Annotated in this window: 18 protein-coding genes; 4 read left to right on the top strand and 14 right to left on the bottom strand. The window is 54.0% G+C overall.

Going from position 1 to position 15,918, the window contains the following annotated elements:
* The first annotated feature begins 677 nt into the window (after window positions 1–677).
* Window positions 678–1,253 (top strand): lipid IV(A) palmitoyltransferase PagP, encoded by a 576-nt coding sequence (gene pagP, locus ACT3IC_RS03105; protein WP_255410820.1) that lies wholly within the window; start codon window positions 678–680, stop codon window positions 1,251–1,253.
* A gap of 190 nt (window positions 1,254–1,443) precedes the next feature.
* Window positions 1,444–1,653 (top strand): transcription antiterminator/RNA stability regulator CspE, encoded by a 210-nt coding sequence (gene cspE / locus ACT3IC_RS03100; protein WP_002439184.1) that lies wholly within the window; start codon window positions 1,444–1,446, stop codon window positions 1,651–1,653.
* Window positions 1,654–1,873: 220 nt separating this feature from the next.
* Here cspE and crcB read toward each other — a convergent pair whose 3' ends face one another.
* Window positions 1,874–2,257, bottom strand: a complete 384-nt coding sequence (crcB, locus tag ACT3IC_RS03095; RefSeq protein ID WP_103178657.1) for a fluoride efflux transporter CrcB — start codon at window positions 2,255–2,257, stop codon at window positions 1,874–1,876.
* A 66-nt stretch (window positions 2,258–2,323) separates the two neighbouring features.
* Between crcB and ACT3IC_RS03090 the strand changes: the two genes are divergently transcribed.
* Window positions 2,324–3,112, top strand: coding sequence for a deaminated glutathione amidase (locus ACT3IC_RS03090; protein ID WP_420193155.1), 789 nt, complete (start codon window positions 2,324–2,326; stop codon window positions 3,110–3,112).
* Window positions 3,113–3,237: 125 nt separating this feature from the next.
* Entirely contained in the window at window positions 3,238–3,441 is a 204-nt protein-coding gene (gene tatE / locus ACT3IC_RS03085; protein WP_103178659.1) for a twin-arginine translocase subunit TatE, read from the top strand.
* Window positions 3,442–3,526: 85 nt separating this feature from the next.
* Here the strand turns inward: tatE and lipA are convergent, their stop codons facing one another.
* The 13 genes from lipA to lptE form a co-directional block, all read right to left on the bottom strand.
* A complete protein-coding gene (gene lipA / locus ACT3IC_RS03080) occupies window positions 3,527–4,492 on the bottom strand; it encodes a lipoyl synthase (RefSeq protein ID WP_420193154.1) in 966 nt (321 codons plus the stop codon).
* A 206-nt stretch (window positions 4,493–4,698) separates the two neighbouring features.
* Complete coding sequence (locus tag ACT3IC_RS03075) at window positions 4,699–5,652, bottom strand: YbeF family transcriptional regulator (protein ID WP_473476134.1); 954 nt, start codon at window positions 5,650–5,652, stop codon at window positions 4,699–4,701.
* Window positions 5,653–5,956: 304 nt separating this feature from the next.
* Complete coding sequence (gene lipB, locus ACT3IC_RS03070; protein ID WP_103178662.1) at window positions 5,957–6,598, bottom strand: lipoyl(octanoyl) transferase LipB; 642 nt, start codon at window positions 6,596–6,598, stop codon at window positions 5,957–5,959.
* A 92-nt stretch (window positions 6,599–6,690) separates the two neighbouring features.
* Window positions 6,691–6,954 carry a DUF493 family protein YbeD gene (gene ybeD, locus ACT3IC_RS03065; protein ID WP_003022706.1) on the bottom strand — a complete coding sequence of 88 codons (264 nt, stop codon included), beginning with the start codon at window positions 6,952–6,954 and terminating at the stop codon, window positions 6,691–6,693.
* Window positions 6,955–7,061: 107 nt separating this feature from the next.
* Window positions 7,062–8,273, bottom strand: coding sequence for a D-alanyl-D-alanine carboxypeptidase DacA (dacA, locus tag ACT3IC_RS03060; protein WP_103178663.1), 1,212 nt, complete (start codon window positions 8,271–8,273; stop codon window positions 7,062–7,064).
* A gap of 138 nt (window positions 8,274–8,411) precedes the next feature.
* Window positions 8,412–9,533, bottom strand: coding sequence for an endolytic peptidoglycan transglycosylase RlpA (gene rlpA / locus ACT3IC_RS03055; RefSeq protein WP_103178664.1), 1,122 nt, complete (start codon window positions 9,531–9,533; stop codon window positions 8,412–8,414).
* 10 nt (window positions 9,534–9,543) lie between these two features.
* Complete coding sequence (mrdB, locus tag ACT3IC_RS03050; protein ID WP_103178665.1) at window positions 9,544–10,656, bottom strand: peptidoglycan glycosyltransferase MrdB; 1,113 nt, start codon at window positions 10,654–10,656, stop codon at window positions 9,544–9,546.
* A gap of 2 nt (window positions 10,657–10,658) precedes the next feature.
* Window positions 10,659–12,560, bottom strand: coding sequence for a peptidoglycan DD-transpeptidase MrdA (gene mrdA / locus ACT3IC_RS03045; RefSeq protein ID WP_103178666.1), 1,902 nt, complete (start codon window positions 12,558–12,560; stop codon window positions 10,659–10,661).
* A 30-nt stretch (window positions 12,561–12,590) separates the two neighbouring features.
* Window positions 12,591–13,058, bottom strand: a complete 468-nt coding sequence (gene rlmH / locus ACT3IC_RS03040; protein WP_103178667.1) for a 23S rRNA (pseudouridine(1915)-N(3))-methyltransferase RlmH — start codon at window positions 13,056–13,058, stop codon at window positions 12,591–12,593.
* 3 nt (window positions 13,059–13,061) lie between these two features.
* Window positions 13,062–13,379: a ribosome silencing factor gene (rsfS, locus tag ACT3IC_RS03035; protein ID WP_103178668.1), complete on the bottom strand. Its 318-nt coding sequence runs from the start codon at window positions 13,377–13,379 to the stop codon at window positions 13,062–13,064.
* 270 nt (window positions 13,380–13,649) lie between these two features.
* The gene (nadD, locus tag ACT3IC_RS03030) at window positions 13,650–14,303 is read right to left on the bottom strand and encodes a nicotinate-nucleotide adenylyltransferase (protein WP_103178670.1); all 654 of its coding nucleotides are present in this window, start codon (window positions 14,301–14,303) and stop codon (window positions 13,650–13,652) included.
* A 3-nt stretch (window positions 14,304–14,306) separates the two neighbouring features.
* Window positions 14,307–15,338, bottom strand: a complete 1,032-nt coding sequence (gene holA, locus ACT3IC_RS03025) for a DNA polymerase III subunit delta (protein ID WP_473476126.1) — start codon at window positions 15,336–15,338, stop codon at window positions 14,307–14,309.
* Window positions 15,338–15,916 carry an LPS assembly lipoprotein LptE gene (gene lptE / locus ACT3IC_RS03020; protein WP_103178672.1) on the bottom strand — a complete coding sequence of 193 codons (579 nt, stop codon included), beginning with the start codon at window positions 15,914–15,916 and terminating at the stop codon, window positions 15,338–15,340. Before lptE ends, holA begins: the two co-directional genes overlap by 1 nt.
* Window positions 15,917–15,918: the final 2 nt, after the last annotated feature.

The raw sequence follows: 15,918 nt of genomic DNA, 5'->3' as shown, positions 1-15,918 counted from the left end.
AAAGTAGCAATGAAAATAAGGTGACAAAATGTGCCGAAATAATGGCCCGGTCTCGCTGACTAAAATCAATAAATCGGCGACTAAAGCGTCGTTGTTGCCGATTTTCTGCTGCAGCGCTATGTATCTTCGCTGGTTGGTCCTGGTTCGCGTGTCGACGCGCGATCACCACACTCCTTAAACCCGCCTTTGGCGTCTCTCTGCTGCAGAAAGAAACCCGATACATTCAGATAATCAAATTTCAATACGCTTTAACCGTCACTTCGCGGATAATATTTTACCGCTCGGATCGCTCTTAAAATATATTTAAGATGGGCTTATGCGGATAAAAATATTACCTTTTTAGCCGTTATTTCAATGCGGATAAATATCCGGCAAAGGCGTCCTGGCGCGATGCGTGTTGCCAGCCTGAGGAGTGGGGGGTTGGCGGGTTTCTCGACGGTATAGGAGCCCCGCAACACCGCTGTGATAGGGGGTAAGCTATTCGTGTGCTATATAAGCTATTGCATCATCATTAATTTTTCTTAAAAGCATCTTAATATTTTGCGGTAAGCCATTTTTTATCAGGACAATTCTTATCTGCTGCGCTGAATAATTAAGATAAACGCCAATGTCGTCATGTTTCCATTCCGCTATTCTGTGCGAGAAGACGCGGTGAATATGAAAATGGTAATTTGATTGTGACGTTTTTTAATAAATCTTTCCTTATTTTTTCTTTTATTTTTGCTCAGTTACCTTTTTCAACTGCGGCAATGGCTAAAGATGTGCCTACTCTCAGGGACTGGGTCAAAACGATCCACAACGATATGGTTGAAACCTGGGAGGCGCCCCAGCATTACGATCTCTATGTCCCCGCCATCACCTGGCATGCCCGCTTTGCCTACGATAAAGAGAAGACCGATCGCTATAACGAACGTCCGTGGGGCGCGGGAGCGGGCCAGTCGCGCTGGGATGAAAAAGGTAACTGGCATGGACTTTATGCCATGGCGTTTAAAGACTCTTACAATAAATGGGAGCCGATTGCGGGCTACGGCTGGGAGAAAACCTGGCGGCCGCTGGCCGATGACAATCTCCATCTGGGGCTCGGGTTTACTGCTGCAGTGACGGCGCGCGATAACTGGAATTACATCCCCGTTCCGGTGCTCTTACCGCTGGCTTCTGTGGGATATGGTCCGGCAACCTTCCAGATGACCTACATCCCCGGTACCTATAACAACGGCAACGTTTACTTCGCCTGGATGCGGTTTCAGTTTTAACTGAAAAAACTTTACACGCTGGTGATTTAATAGCCAGTTATTGAATAGTAAAGGATAAAAATTGGGCAGGAAAAATTAACGCGACTTTTGTCACTTTTCTTCAAAAAGCCACTGGACAAAACCGCTAACAATTGTTGTACTGATACCCGACACAGCATTTGTGTCCAATTTTCATGTAAAGGTAATTTTGATGTCTAAGATTAAAGGTAACGTTAAGTGGTTTAATGAGTCCAAAGGATTCGGTTTCATTACTCCGGAAGATGGCAGCAAAGACGTGTTCGTACACTTCTCTGCAATCCAGAGCAATGGTTTCAAAACTCTGGCTGAAGGTCAGCGCGTTGAGTTTGAAATCACTAACGGTGCCAAAGGCCCTTCTGCTGCTAACGTAATCGCTCTGTAATTCAGACGAGACAGCAAGAATTTCAAAACCCGCTCACCGAGCGGGTTTTTTTCGTTTTCAGCTCAGCTAAACAGGTACAGTTTCAGAAAGCTGGCGATAATCAGTATGCCCAACATCACCGCCCCTGCGCTTGCCATTTTCTCTTTCATTCCCACGCCCTCTCAGTCAACTGCCTCAAGGGTGCCTGAGAAAAATTAAGCCAACATTAAGGGCCGTGGTTTTAGTGTGCGTTAATTGCAGAAACTAACCAAAATGCGAGCGCGGTCATCATTAGCGAGCCCAGCAGATTGACCGCGACGTTCAGCAGCGCCCAGGCGGCGCGGCCATCCTGTAACAGGAACACCACTTCCGCCGAGAAGGTTGAGAACGTGGTCAGCCCGCCGCAGAAGCCGGTGGTGATCAATAATTTCCACACCGGATCGATGTGAGTCATCCTGTTGAACCACGCCAGCCCCAGGCCAATAATAAAGGCACCCGTGAGATTCGCTGCCAGCGTGCCGAACGGGATTTGCTGATGCAGCGGATTAAACCGCATGCTCAACAGCCAGCGCGCCACGCTTCCTGTGCCCCCACCGATAAAAACGGCTAAAAGTAGTTGAAACACGAACAATACCTGCTGTTTGATGTGTAAGGGCTATGAGTGTAACGCCGTTTGAGGCAGGGGGAAAATATGTACGTGGCGGTTGGACAATTTGCAGTAACGGCGGAGTGGCAAAAAAATGCCGAAACCTGCGTGTCGCTGATGGCGCAGGCGGCAGAGCAGGGGGCATCGCTGCTGGTGCTGCCCGAAGCGCTGCTGGCACGTGATGATAACGATCCCGACCTCTCTGTAAAGTCTGCCCAGCAGCTCGACGGTGGCTTTCTGACGCGGTTGCTGGAGGAGAGCGCACGTAATCACCTGACTACGGTACTGACCGTACATGTTCCTTCAAGCGCAGGCAGAGCCATTAACACCCTTGTCGCCCTGCGCGACGGCAGGATCGTTGCGCAGTACGCCAAACTCCATCTTTATGATGCGTTCAGTATTCAGGAGTCCCGTCTGGTTGATGCGGGCTCGGTTGTGCCGCCGCTGATTGAGATCGACGGCATCCATCTGGGGCTAATGACCTGCTACGATTTGCGCTTCCCGGAGATGGCATTGAATCTGGCGCTGGCGGGAGCTGAGGTATTGGTTTTACCTGCGGCATGGGTCAGAGGGCCGCTCAAGGAGCACCACTGGTCAACGCTTCTGGCGGCCCGGGCGCTGGATACAACCTGCTATGTGATCGCAGCAGGCGAGTGCGGCAATAAGAATATCGGTCAGAGCCGCATTATCGATCCCCTGGGCGTGACCATTGCAGCCGCAGCTGAAGGCCCGGCACTGTTGCTGGCTGAGATCGACCGGGAGCGCATCATCAAGGTGCGCCAGCAGTTGCCGGTCCTGCGCAACCGACGTTTCGCGCCACCGCAATTATTGTGAGTTTTTTAAACAACGCTTGATTCACCTTGTTACAGATTGCTATTGTGTGCGGGCGCCAAATGACCGTTAATAAGGTCGGGTTTTTAAGGCGCGAAATGCAGCCTGTTTACGTCAAGAAGGTATCTATGGGTGAGATTAGTATTACCAAACTGCTGGTGGTAGCCGCACTGGTTGTCCTGCTGTTTGGTACCAAAAAATTACGTACGCTGGGCGGAGACCTGGGTGCTGCCATCAAAGGCTTTAAAAAGGCGATGAACGAGGATGACGCAACGGCGAAAAGAAGTGCCGACGCGGATATCACTGCCGAGAAGCTCTCTCACAAAGAGTAACGGCAACGCGTTAAAGCGTTTGATAAAAAAAACCGGCCTGTAAGCCGGTTTTTTTATGGGTGAACTGTAAACTTTTGTGACGGGTTTACTTCACCTCTTCGCCTTTCGCCTGCATATCGGCGTGATAAGACGAACGCACAAACGGACCACAGGCTGCGTGGGTGAAGCCCATTGCCATCGCTTCGGCTTTCATCTCGTCAAACTCTTCCGGGCTCACGTAGCGCTGCACTGGCAGGTGGTGACGGCTTGGCTGCAAATACTGGCCCAGCGTCAGCATGGTGACGCCATGACGACGCAGATCGCGCATCACCTCAACGATCTCTTCGTTGGTTTCACCCAGCCCGACCATCAGACCCGATTTCGTCGGGATATCCGGATGGGCTTCTTTAAAGCGCTCCAGCAGCTTCAGTGACCAGTTGTAATCTGCACCCGGGCGCACCTGACGATAGAGGCGCGGTACGTTTTCCAGGTTGTGGTTAAAGACATCTGGCGGGTTGGCATTAAGAATCTCCAGCGCGCGATCCATACGGCCACGGAAGTCCGGAACCAGCGTCTCAATCTTAATGGACGGGCTTTTCTCACGGATGGCAGTAATGCAGTCAGCAAAGTGCTGAGCGCCGCCGTCGCGCAGATCGTCACGGTCGACAGAGGTGATAACCACATAGCGCAACGCCATATCAGCAATGGTCTGCGCCAGTTTCTGGGGTTCATTGACGTCCGGGGCGACAGGACGTCCGTGGGCAACGTCACAGAATGGGCAACGGCGGGTACAGATTGCGCCGAGGATCATGAAGGTCGCGGTGCCGTGGTTGAAACATTCAGCGAGGTTCGGGCAGGAGGCTTCTTCACAAACGGAGTGAAGGCCGTTTTTGCGCATCGCCGCTTTAATTCCCTGAATACGCGAAGAGTCCGCCGGAAGTTTAATTTTCATCCATGCCGGTTTTCTTAACAGCGCTTCGCGCTCCGTAGCCACGTTTTTAACCGGGATTAGGGCCATTTTATCGGCATCGCGGTATTTAACACCGCGTTCCATCACAATGGGTTTACTCATAGCGTGCGTCTTCCAGTTGCGAATATCGAAGGAAAGCGTTTCAATTCAAGGGAATGTTGTATTTATCAACTATTTTTGAACGAACGACAGGCAGTATATCATTGATACGGACGATAAAGCAGCCTGCCCGGTCGCCAAATTGTAAAATAGTTGTTGTTTTGAGCCTTTTATGCGGAATAACCCGCTTTTATGGATGAGGATAAGGCTTAAAAGGCCTGGCGGATGACGTTGATGAGATTTTCCAGCACCGGCTCGCGCAGGCTCAGCTTGTTGTAATACAGCGAGATTTCTACGCATTCAGCATTGAGCGGGGCGAAGGGGATCTGCTCCAGCGGCCAGCAATGGCGTACCAGGTTAAACAGGCGCTCCGGGATGATACCAATCAGATCGCTGTTGCCGATCAGGGCGGCAATCGTAAAAAGATTGTAACTGCTGAAGTTGACCTGCTTTTCCGGGAAAATGTCGTTAATGCGTTGTCGCAGCCCATTCAGGTTTTGGCCTTCCAGCGTGAGCAGCGTTTGCTCATAGTGCTGCAAATTGTCTACCGTTGCGGCCTGGCTCAGCGCCGGATGGTCTTTACGGCAGATTAGCAGCAGTCTGTCGGCGAAAAGTACGTGGTGGCTCAGGGCGCGGGCATTCAGGGAATTGCTGTCCACAATCAGATCGGACTGGAACTGCCCTAACTGCGTCTCGGCGTCAACGATCGAAATATTACGCAGCATCAGGTGTGGCGCATGGATCTTCACGGCCTGGTAGATTGGCGGCAGAACCAGAGCGCCTACGGTCGGGGTCGTGCCAATGGTGATAGTGCGCTGCTTATCGTAGCTGCCGGTGAGATCCAGCGCCCCGAGAATCGATTCCAGCCCCTGGCTGATATATTCGTGCAGATGTGTGGCGTAGGCGGTGGGGGTCACCCCCTGGCCTTTACGAATAAACAGCGGATCGGGAAAAATTGTCCGTAATTTTTGAATGGACTGACTAATTGCCGAGGGAGTGAGATTCAGAATTTTCGCAGCATTAACGATCCCTTTATGAACATATACCGCCTCAAAAATCGTCAATAAGTTGAGATCGATATTACGTAAAGTCCGAAAAATTTGCGGTTTTGCATCACTGCCGATTTCACTCAAGCGCTTTTCTGGAAGTTTATTATTATCCACGCTATCCCTCCATATATATTCACGATATAAATAATAGTTGAATTTAAATAATGTGCTTATTGAGATGGGTAAACAGGTTCTGTTAATTGAGGTTCTTTACATTAACTCTTTGAATTACATTGTTTTCGATCAGGCGTGACTGCGCCAGTCGGCTGGCCATGCCGACGCGGAAAAACAGGTGAAACGCGAATGTGCAGACGTTTTGCAGGCGTTTTGAAAATATAGAAATCAGGGGGTGTTGTAAAGGATAAATGGTTCAAATAAGAATGGCTCATCAAATAAATGAGCCAGTCCGGAAAGAGAATTAAGCAGCAATATATTTATGAGGTGGATTGTTTAGCAGCGCTAAAATAGAGTTAACCAAATGTGGGCGCGCCACCTCGGGCGTAATGTCCTTGACCCACTCACACATTTGCGCCATCTCCATCCCGGCATAGCCGCAAGGGTTAATGCGCTGAAAAGGCGAAAGATCCATATTGATGTTTAATGCCAGACCGTGAAAAGAGCACCCTTTACGAATTCGCAGACCAAGGGAGCATATCTTTCTTTCACCGACATAGACGCCGGGAGCGTCTGCCCGCGGGTGCGCATCAATATCAAATTCAGCCAGCGTGTTAACCACTGTCTGTTCCAGCAGCGTCACCAGCTCGCGCACGCCGAGCTTTCTGCGTTTCAGGTTAAGCAGAACATACATCACCTGCTGGCCCGGCCCGTGATAGGTAATCTGTCCGCCACGATCGCTCTGGATAACCGGTATATCGCCAGGCATCAACAGATGCTCAGCTTTGCCTGCCTGGCCCTGGGTAAAGACGGGGGGATGCTCTACCAGCCAGATCTCATCCGGCGTGTTCTCGTCGCGTGTGTCAGTAAATTCATGCATAGCCTGGGAGACAGGCTCATAGGGCTGCAGCCCAAGCTGGCGAACGAGAAGGGTGTCCTGATACAAAACGATCTCTCCGAACGAAGGAACAAACTGTAGCGGGGAGTATATCACAGAGGGGAAGCAGGTTACCCGGCGATGCGGGTAACCGAAAGGCGTTAAAGCACCATACGAACGATATCGATATTGCCGAGCTCTTCGTACAGGGTCTCGACTTGTTCAATATGCGTGGCCGTGATGGTGATCGACACAGAGTGGTAGTTACCTTTGCTGCTTGGTTTCACCGTCGGAGAGTAGTCTCCTGGCGCATGGCGCTGTACCACCTCAACCACCTGATCAACCAGCTCAGGCAACGCCTGTCCCATTACTTTGTAAGTAAAAGGAGTAGGGAATTCAAGCAGTTCATTAAGTTTGGTTTTCATGGGAGCTCCGGCAGTACGTCAAAAAAATAATAACTCCCACATCAGGTGGGAGTTATCAGGTTACATAGTATATGGGGACAGAAATCACACTTTCAAGTGTTCAATTCTTAACCAAACCAGTGATGGAACATCAATTTAATGTAATCAATGATTTTGCCGAAGAAATTGCCTTCAGGGATTTCATCCAGCACCACCAGTGGGCGCTGATCGATGGTTTTACCATCGAGCTGGAAGTTGATGGTGCCGACAACCTGGTTTTTCTTCAGCGGGGCGTGCAGCTCGCTGGCGTTCAGCACATAGCTGGCCTTCAGATCTTTCATGCGTCCACGAGGAATGGTCAGGTAGAGATCTTTATCTACACCCAGGGAGGCACGATCGTTATTACCGAACCAGACCGGCTCAGAAGCAAACTCTTTACCTGCTTTCAGCGGGTTAACGGTTTCGAAGAAGCGGAAGCCCCAGGTCAGCAGCTTCTTGCTCTCAGTCTCGCGTCCTTTAAAGGTACGACCACCCATCACGGCAGAAATAAGACGCATCTGGCCTTCCGTCGCCGAGGCGACCAGGTTGTAACCCGCTTTTTCAGTGTGGCCGGTTTTGATGCCGTCAACGTTCAGGCTGTTGTCCCACAGCAGGCCGTTACGGTTGGTCTGACGAATACCGTTAAAGGTGAACTCTTTCTCTTTGTAGATGGTGTATTCGTTCGGTACGTCACGGATCAGCGCCTGACCAATCAGCGCCATATCGCGCGCAGAGCTGTACTGACCTTCAGCATCCAGGCCGTGAACCGTCTGGAAGTGGCTGTTTTTCAGACCCAGCGCGCTCACGTAGCTGTTCATCAGGCCGACGAAGGCATCCTGGCTGCCAGCCGCAAAGTCTGCCATCGCCACGCAGGCATCGTTACCGGACTGCAGGTTGATGCCGCGGATCAGCTGAGAGACAGGCACCTGCATACCCGGTTTCAGGAACATCAAAGATGAGCCCTTAAATACCGGGTTGCCGGTAGCCCATGCATCGTTACCGATGGTGACCAGGTCGGTCTCTTTGAATTTACCTGCTTTCATGGCCTGACCGATGACATAGCTGGTCATCATTTTGGTCAGACTGGCCGGATCGCGTCGTGCATCAGCGTTCTGTTCAGCCAACACTTTGCCGGAGTTGTAGTCGATCAGGATGTAGGATTCCGCGTCGATCTGCGGAACGCCTGGGATCATGGTCTTGATATTCAGGTCATCGGCGTGAGCAACAGAGAGCGTGGCAGCGCAAAGCGCCGTAGTGAGCGCCATGCGCTGCATAAAACGAGCGGAGAAAGTGGTCTTCATGGTCAGAACAACGACATCCGTGATGGAATTAAAAAAAGTGCCTTACTATAGCAAATGCTATACAGGCAGGCATCCGACTTTCAGCATGAGAATGTGAATCATCATGACAAAAACTGACAATTCGGATACCGCCGATTATCATTTTGCAACAGCGATAAATGACTGTAACTGCGCTTCATTCTGCAGGCGCTGCTGCAACGCGGCGGCCTCAGATTTGCTGGCAAACGGGCCTAACTGGATACGCCAGACTGCACCATTTTGCTCAACACGACCCGGAACACCAAACTGCTGGCCGAGGCGCTGCTGATACTGCTGCGCACGTGCCCGATCGCTGACTGCGCCAACCTGCACGACATAGCCACCGGCCTGGGCAGGGGCGGAAACGGGGGCCGTAACCGGCGCCTGAGTCGGAGCGGAAACTGGTGCAGTGACCGGAGCCGTCTGGTTCACCGGCGCGGTGACGACCGGCTGCGGCGCTGGCGGTTCGCTGCCTTCCAGTACACCTGGCGCAAGCGTGGTGGGTGCGCCGAGGAAGCCGCTGCTGCTGACCGGTGCGCCCATGCTGTCTTCGCTTTTCAGCGTGTCGTTACTGATGGGGCGCACGTCACCCTGCGGCGCAGGTTCGGAAACGGACGACGCGCTACCCATACCGCCGCTCAGATCGGGACGCGCGGGCAGGGCATAAGTCTGTTTTGCCACGGTAGTACAGGCCATACCCGGGCCGGAGAGCGAGCCGTCCTGGGCGACAATAATCGGGTCGATCCGCACTTTGGTATTGTTTGACGTGTTCAGGCGGTCTGCCGCGGCGCGCGAAAGCGAGATGACGCGATCGTTGCCGTAAGGGCCCCGGTCATTAATACGCACCACGATCATCCGGCCATTCGCCAGGTTGGTGATACGCGCATAGCTCGGGATCGGCAGGGTCGGATGCGCAGCCGTAAGCTGCATTGGATCAAACACTTCACCGGATGCGGTCAGGTTGCTTCCCGGCTCGGCATCATAAATAGCCGCCAGGCCTGCCTGACTGAAGCGGGAAAGATCCTGGACGATTTTGTAGCTCTTACCGTCTCGCTCGTAATCCTGGTTCGCGGTAGCGCTGAGCGGTTCAAAGCGCGGATCGGCTCCGCTGATCTCAACCACCGGACCATTACATACTGCCGGCTGCGGCGGTGCGACGGTCGCTTGCTGCTGACCATCGTCACTTGTACAGGCTGCCAGTAAACTCACTGCGATGCAGATCCCAGACCACTGCTTACGCATTGCGTGCCCCTTATACGCTTTTTGACAACATTTTTCTGTGTGTGTGGATCGACATGACGATCCCGAACCCGGCCATCAGAACGATCAGGGCCGAGCCTCCGTAACTCACCAGGGGAAGCGGTACGCCTACCACCGGCAGAATACCGCTCACCATACCAATATTTACGAAAACATAAACGAATAAAATCAACATCAAGCCACCGGCCATCACGCGGCCAAAGGTGGTTTGCGCCCGGGCGGCTATCCACAATCCACGCATGATCAACAGCAGGTAGAGCGCCAGCAGAATCAAAATCCCCACCAGACCTAACTCTTCGGCCAGTACCGCGAAGATAAAGTCGGTGTGACGTTCAGGCAGAAACTCAAGCTGCGACTGTGTTCCGTGCAGCCAGCCTTTACCGCGCAGGCCGCCAGAGCCGATTGCAATCTTCGACTGTATAATATGATAGCCTGCTCCCAGCGGGTCGCTCTCCGGATCCAGCAGCATCATCACACGCTGACGCTGGTAATCATGCATCAGGAAGAACCACAGAATCGGTACAAAGGCTGCGACCAGCACCACCGCAATGCCGATAAGCCGCCAGCTCAGGCCAGAGAGGAACAGTACAAACAGGCCGGAGAGGGCGATCAGGATTGAGGTGCCGAGGTCTGGCTGCGCCGCCACCAGCAGCGTCGGCAGGAAGATCAGCACCAGCGCGATAGCCGTATTTTTCAGCGACGGCGGACACACATCACGGTTGATAAAGCGCGCCACCATGAGGGGGACGGCGATTTTCGCAATCTCTGAGGGCTGAAAACGCACGATACCCAGGTCGAGCCAGCGCTGCGCGCCTTTCGAAATCGCCCCGAACGCATCGACCGCCACCAGCAGAATAATACAGAAGATGTAGAGATAGGGGGCCCAGCCTTCGTAGACGCGCGGCGGGATCTGCGCCATCACCACCATGATGATCAGACCCATGGTGATCTGGCCGATCTTGCGTTCGGTCATCCCGAGGTCCTGGCCGCTGGCACTCCAGATGACCAGGGCGCTATAAACCAGCAGCGCCAGCAGGATCAGCAGCATGGCCGGGTCGATGTGGATCTTGTCCCACAGCGATTTTTTATTCGGATTATCCGTCACGATTATTGGTCCTCCGCGCCGGCGGCAGCCGGGCTCTCGCTCGGCAGGTCAGTGTTGTTGTCACCCAGCATAATGTGGTCAAGGATCTGGCGCATAATGGTGCCGACCGCCGGGCCGGCACCGCCGTTTTCCAGAATGATCGACACAGCAACCTGTGGGTTCTCATAAGGGGCAAACGCAATCATCAGCTTATGGTCACGCAGACGTTCAGCAATTTTGTGTGCGTTATAGGTTTCGTTCGCCTTCAGGCCGAAGACCTGCGCAGTACCGGATTTGGCAGCAATTTTGTACGGTGCGCCGGCAAAGTACTTATGGGCCGTACCGTTCGCGCGGTTAGCAACGCCGTACATCCCGTCTTTGGCAATTTCCCAGTAACCGGAGTGGATGTCTCCCACCGGCGGTTCATGGGGCTGCGCCCACGGCACTTTTTTGCCATCTTCGACGGTGCTCATTAGCAGGTGCGGCACTTTCACCACCCCGTCGTTGATAAGGATCATCAGCGCTTTGTTCATCTGGATCGGGGTCGCGGTCCAGTAGCCCTGGCCGATGCCTACCGGAATGGTGTCACCCTGATACCACGGCTTTTTAAAGCGTTTCAGCTTCCATTCTCGGGTTGGCATGTTACCGGAACGCTCTTCGGCCAGGTCGATACCGGTGTAATGGCCATAGCCAAATTTGCCCATCCATTCCGAGAGACGGTCGATGCCCATATCGTAGGCCACCTGGTAGAAGAAGGTGTCTGCCGACTCCTCCAGCGATTTGGTGACGTTCAGATGACCGTGCCCCCACTTTTTCCAGTCGCGGTAGCGTTTTTCAGAGCCCGGCAGCTGCCACCAGCCCGGGTCGAAGAGACCGGTGTTGCGGGTGATGACCCCGGCGCTCAGGGCCGAGACCGCCACGTACGGTTTCACCGTTGACGCAGGCGGATAGACCCCCTGGGTCGCGCGGTTGACCAGCGGCGTATTCGGGTCGTTGAGCAGGCCAGAATAGTCTTTGCTGGAGATGCCATCCACAAACAGGTTCGGGTCATAGCTCGGGGTTGAAACCAGCGACAGAATGCTGCCGGTGCGCGGATCGGTGACAATCACCGCCGCACGACTGCCTGCCAGCAGGGTTTCGATATACTGCTGGAGCTTAAGATCCAGGGTCAGATAGATGTCATGTCCGGCCTGCGGCGGCACCTCTTTCAACTGACGGATCACCCTTCCCCGGTTGTTAACCTCAACTTCTTCATAACCGGTCTGGCCGTGGAGAACGTCTTCGTAATAACGCTCAATACCCAGCTTGCCGATATCGTGCGTTGCCGCGTAGTTGGCGAGCTTGCCATCTTTATCCAGCCTGTCGACATCTTTATCGTTGATTTTCGAGACATAGCCGATAACGTGAGTTAGCGCAGAGCCGTACGGATAGAAGCGACGTTTGTAGCCTTTAACTTCCACGCCGGGGAAGCGGTACTGGTTCACGGCGAAGCGGGCAACCTGCACTTCGGTGAGGTTGGTTTTTACCGGGATCGAGGTAAAGCGGTGCGAGCGTGAGCGCTCTTTTTTGAAGGCGGCGATATCGTCATCAGTAAGATCGACCACATTGCGCAGCGCATCAAGCGTCTGCTGCACGTTATCGACCTTCTCCGGCATCATTTCAATCTGGTAGATGGTGCGGTTCAGCGCCAGCGGCGTACCGTTGCGGTCATAGATGATGCCGCGACTGGGGGCGATGGGAACAAGTTTGATGCGGTTTTCGTTGGAGCGGGTCTGGTAATCGGTAAAACGGACAATCTGCAGATTATAGAGGTTGGCGATCAGCACGCCAGTCAGCAGCAAAATCCCCAAAAAGGCGACCAGCGCCCGGCGCACAAACAGCGCGGACTCAGCCGTATAGTCGCGAAAAGAATTCTGTAGTTTCATCCGCTGCTTAATTTATCCAGGACTTAATCATTACTCACGGTGATAAGGGTGGTTGGTCGTGATGCTCCACGCGCGGTAGAGGCTTTCAGCAACCAGAACCCGAACCAGCGGGTGGGGGAGCGTCAGCGCGGAGAGAGACCAACTCTGTTCTGCTGCCGCTTTGCAGGCGGGGGATAACCCCTCCGGTCCGCCAATTAACAGGCTGACGTCGCGACCGTCCTGCTTCCAGCGTTCCAGCTCAACCGCCAGTTGCGGCGTATCCCAGGGTTTGCCCGGAATATCGAGAGTGACGATGCGGTTTTTACCGGCAGCAGCCAGCATCAGTTCACCCTCTTTATCGAGAATACGTTTGATATCCGCGTTTTTACCGCGCTTGCCAGCGGGGATCTCCACCAGCTCGAACGGCATGTCTTTTGGAAAACGACGCAGATATTCAGTAAACCCCGTTTGTACCCAGTCGGGCATTTTTGTACCGACGGCTACCAGTTGCAGCTTCACGCATTAACCCCAGAGTTTTTCCAGCTCATACAGGCGACGGCTCTCTTCCTGCATGACGTGGACAATCACATCGCCAAGGTCAACGACGACCCAGTCAGCGGTCGCTTCGCCTTCAACGCCGAGCGGCATCATGCCGGCAGCGCGAGACTCCTGAACCACATGATCGGCGATGGAGGCAACATGGCGCGTAGAAGTGCCGGTGCAGATAATCATGCAATCGGTGATGCTTGATTTGCCCTGAACGTCGATGGCAATGATGTCCTGACCTTTCAGATCATCAATTTTGTCGATAACAAAATCCTGGAGTGCTTTACCCTGCAAGTTTTCCCCCTGGGAGAGTGAGATTGAACAACTATAAATTCGTAGCCAGACAGTATACCTGAACTGGCTGCAGTGTCGGGACAAATGTCACCGGACGGGCATGAGAAGGCGGGTATCATCCCACCCTCAGCCGAAGATTGCATCGCCATTTTTGTAAAACAGTTTTTGTAAAACAGTGCTGGCGGGAAGTCTGGCAGCGGAGGATATCAGCCTGGTCGGGGGTGTCAATGGCGAGAGCGCGAATGGCGCGCTTTTTCTCCCGGGCGCCAGTCAGTTGCTGCTTTTCTGATACAACCCCTGCTGTTGAATATAACGCAACACCGGCATCGGTAACATCTCATCACAGGGGAGCCCCTGCTGCAGGCGCTGGCGGATAAGTGTGGCTGAGATATCAAACCAGGGCGTCTCCGCGAGGTAAATTTTGCCGGCAGGCTGGTTGTGCAGATCTTCAGATTGATAAGTGAGGTGCTGCTCCAGCCACAGCTGATGCCGCTCCTCTTTCATCGCCAGGGGATAGCCTGGCCGACGGCAGACGATTAAATGGCTGTTATCGAGGATTGTTTCGTACTGATACCAGCTCGGGAAATTGAGCAGCGAGTCCTGGCCGATAATAAAGGCCAGCGGTTTTTCCGGCCCCTGTTCGCGTCGCCACTCCTCTAGCGTCTGCGCCGTATAGGAGGGGCTGTTCCGGCGCAGCTCGCGCTCATCAAGAACAAACAGCGGTTTATCGGCGATCGCCAGCTCCAGCATCTGTTTGCGCTGGGCGGGGGTAGCCTCGGGCTGCGGGCGATGCGGCGGCACGTTGTTCGGCATAATAGTGACGCATTGCAGGCCAATCTGGTTGGCCAGGATCTCGACCGGTTTCAGATGCCCGTAATGTACCGGGTCAAAGGTGCCGCCATAGAGTGCCTGTAGAGAGTGCATCTCTTACCCTTCTATAAAAATGTCTGCCAGCGCCTTGTGGCACAGCAGCAGAGAAAGGCTTTCCAGCTCAGACCAGATCGACTGACCGTAATCCTGCTTCAGGGTCAGTTCGGTGCGTGTCAGAAGCTGAACGGCCTGGCGCAGCTGTTCCGGGCTCAGCCGGTTCAGGGCTTCGGTGGTCATGACGCGACGGTTCTGCCAGACCCGGTGTTTATCAAACAGCGCGCGCAAAGGCGTATGCGCTGACTGGCGTTTAAGCGTCACCATCAGCAGCAGTTCCCGCTGTAAGGTTCGCAGCAGAATCACCGGCTCGCTGCCTTCGAGACGCAGCTGCTGCAGAATATGCAGAGCGCGTTTGCTCTTAGCGGACAGCAGGGCATCGACCCAGTGGAAAGGGGTAAAGTGCGCCGCGTCGTTAACTGCCTGCTCAACGCGCGGTAAGGTCAGTTTGCCATCGGGCCAGAGCAGCGCCAGCCGCTCCAGAGCCTGGGCCAGCGCCAGCAGATTACCTTCGTAACAGTAACAAAGGAGCTGGTTGGCCGCGTCATCCAGCTGCAGATTGCGCTGCTTTGCCCGGGCCGCCACCCATTTTGGCAGATGCGCCTGCTCCGGTGTCTGGCAGGTCACCAGCACCGAATGGTTTGCCAGCGCCGTAAACCAGGCGGCATTTTCCTGCGCTTTGGTCAGTTTATTGCCGCGAACGATCAACAGCAGATCGCTGTGCAGCAGGCTAACCAGCGTGGCAAGCTGTTCGTTGATCGCCGCGTTAGGGCCGTTTTCCGGGAGCTGGATAAGCAGCGTTTGCCGGGCAGCAAACAGGCTCATGGCCTGGCAAAGGGAGAAAATCTCCTGCCAGTCGGTGCTGTTATCCAGGGTGAAACTGTGGTGCTCCTCAAAGCCCTGAGTGGCCGCAAACTGACGCACGGCGTCCTGGCTTTCCTGGAGCAGCAGCGGATCGTTTCCGAGAAGCAGATACGCCGCGCGCAGCCCTTCATTGAGCTGCGCGCGGAGTTGTTCAGGGTACAACCTGAGCATTACTGACCCAGCGTCGTGGAGACGCGCGAGGAGGATGCCGTTGGCTGAGCAGCAGGCTGAGCTTTCAGGTCATTCTCTTTTTCAGCAGTCTGGACGCTCGGCAGCTTACGGATCAGCTGTTCCGCCGCCTTGTCGTACATTTCGTTGATGATAATGGTCTGCTCAGCGTCTTTCGCAAGTGCCGTCTGCGGGTTATCGAAGAACGAACGGTAGACCTTGGTGCTGATAGGGTAAATGTCGCTACCTGGGATCAGTACCGCAGCGTGCACTTCCATCACCATCTGATATTCCGCAGTACGACCATCCTGGAAGATGGAGGCGGTATCCTGGCTCAGGGTAGAGTTCAGGATGCGGAACGATGGGATGTCCTGGCGCAGCGTACCTTTTTCGATCAGTTCAACGCCGTTAAGACGCAGCTGGTTACGAATGGCACGGCTAAGCGGACCATTTGGATCGCCCGAATCGAAAATCATCGTTTTCATCTGCTCCGGCACCTGTGTGGTGTTACGCAGATGCCAGCCACATCCGGCGGTGACCAGCACCGCCAGCGATAACAGTAATGTTGCCAGTTGTCGCACGC

The sequence above is a fragment of the Leclercia sp. GHBNCSD genome, from assembly GCF_055805075.1.
This window is presented reverse-complemented; position numbering and strand designations above follow the sequence as displayed.

Coding starts and splice junctions, on each gene's coding strand:
- cspE (WP_002439184.1), top strand. CDS start 1,444: ATGTCTAAGATTAAAGGTAACGTTAAGTGGTTTAATGAGTCCAAAGGA.
- ACT3IC_RS03090 (WP_420193155.1), top strand. CDS start 2,324: ATGTACGTGGCGGTTGGACAATTTGCAGTAACGGCGGAGTGGCAAAAA.
- tatE (WP_103178659.1), top strand. CDS start 3,238: ATGGGTGAGATTAGTATTACCAAACTGCTGGTGGTAGCCGCACTGGTT.
- lipA (WP_420193154.1), bottom strand. CDS start 4,492: ATGAGTAAACCCATTGTGATGGAACGCGGTGTTAAATACCGCGATGCC.
- ybeD (WP_003022706.1), bottom strand. CDS start 6,954: ATGAAAACCAAACTTAATGAACTGCTTGAATTCCCTACTCCTTTTACT.
- dacA (WP_103178663.1), bottom strand. CDS start 8,273: ATGAAGACCACTTTCTCCGCTCGTTTTATGCAGCGCATGGCGCTCACT.
- rlpA (WP_103178664.1), bottom strand. CDS start 9,533: ATGCGTAAGCAGTGGTCTGGGATCTGCATCGCAGTGAGTTTACTGGCA.
- mrdA (WP_103178666.1), bottom strand. CDS start 12,560: ATGAAACTACAGAATTCTTTTCGCGACTATACGGCTGAGTCCGCGCTG.
- nadD (WP_103178670.1), bottom strand. CDS start 14,303: ATGCACTCTCTACAGGCACTCTATGGCGGCACCTTTGACCCGGTACAT.
- holA (WP_473476126.1), bottom strand. CDS start 15,338: ATGCTCAGGTTGTACCCTGAACAACTCCGCGCGCAGCTCAATGAAGGG.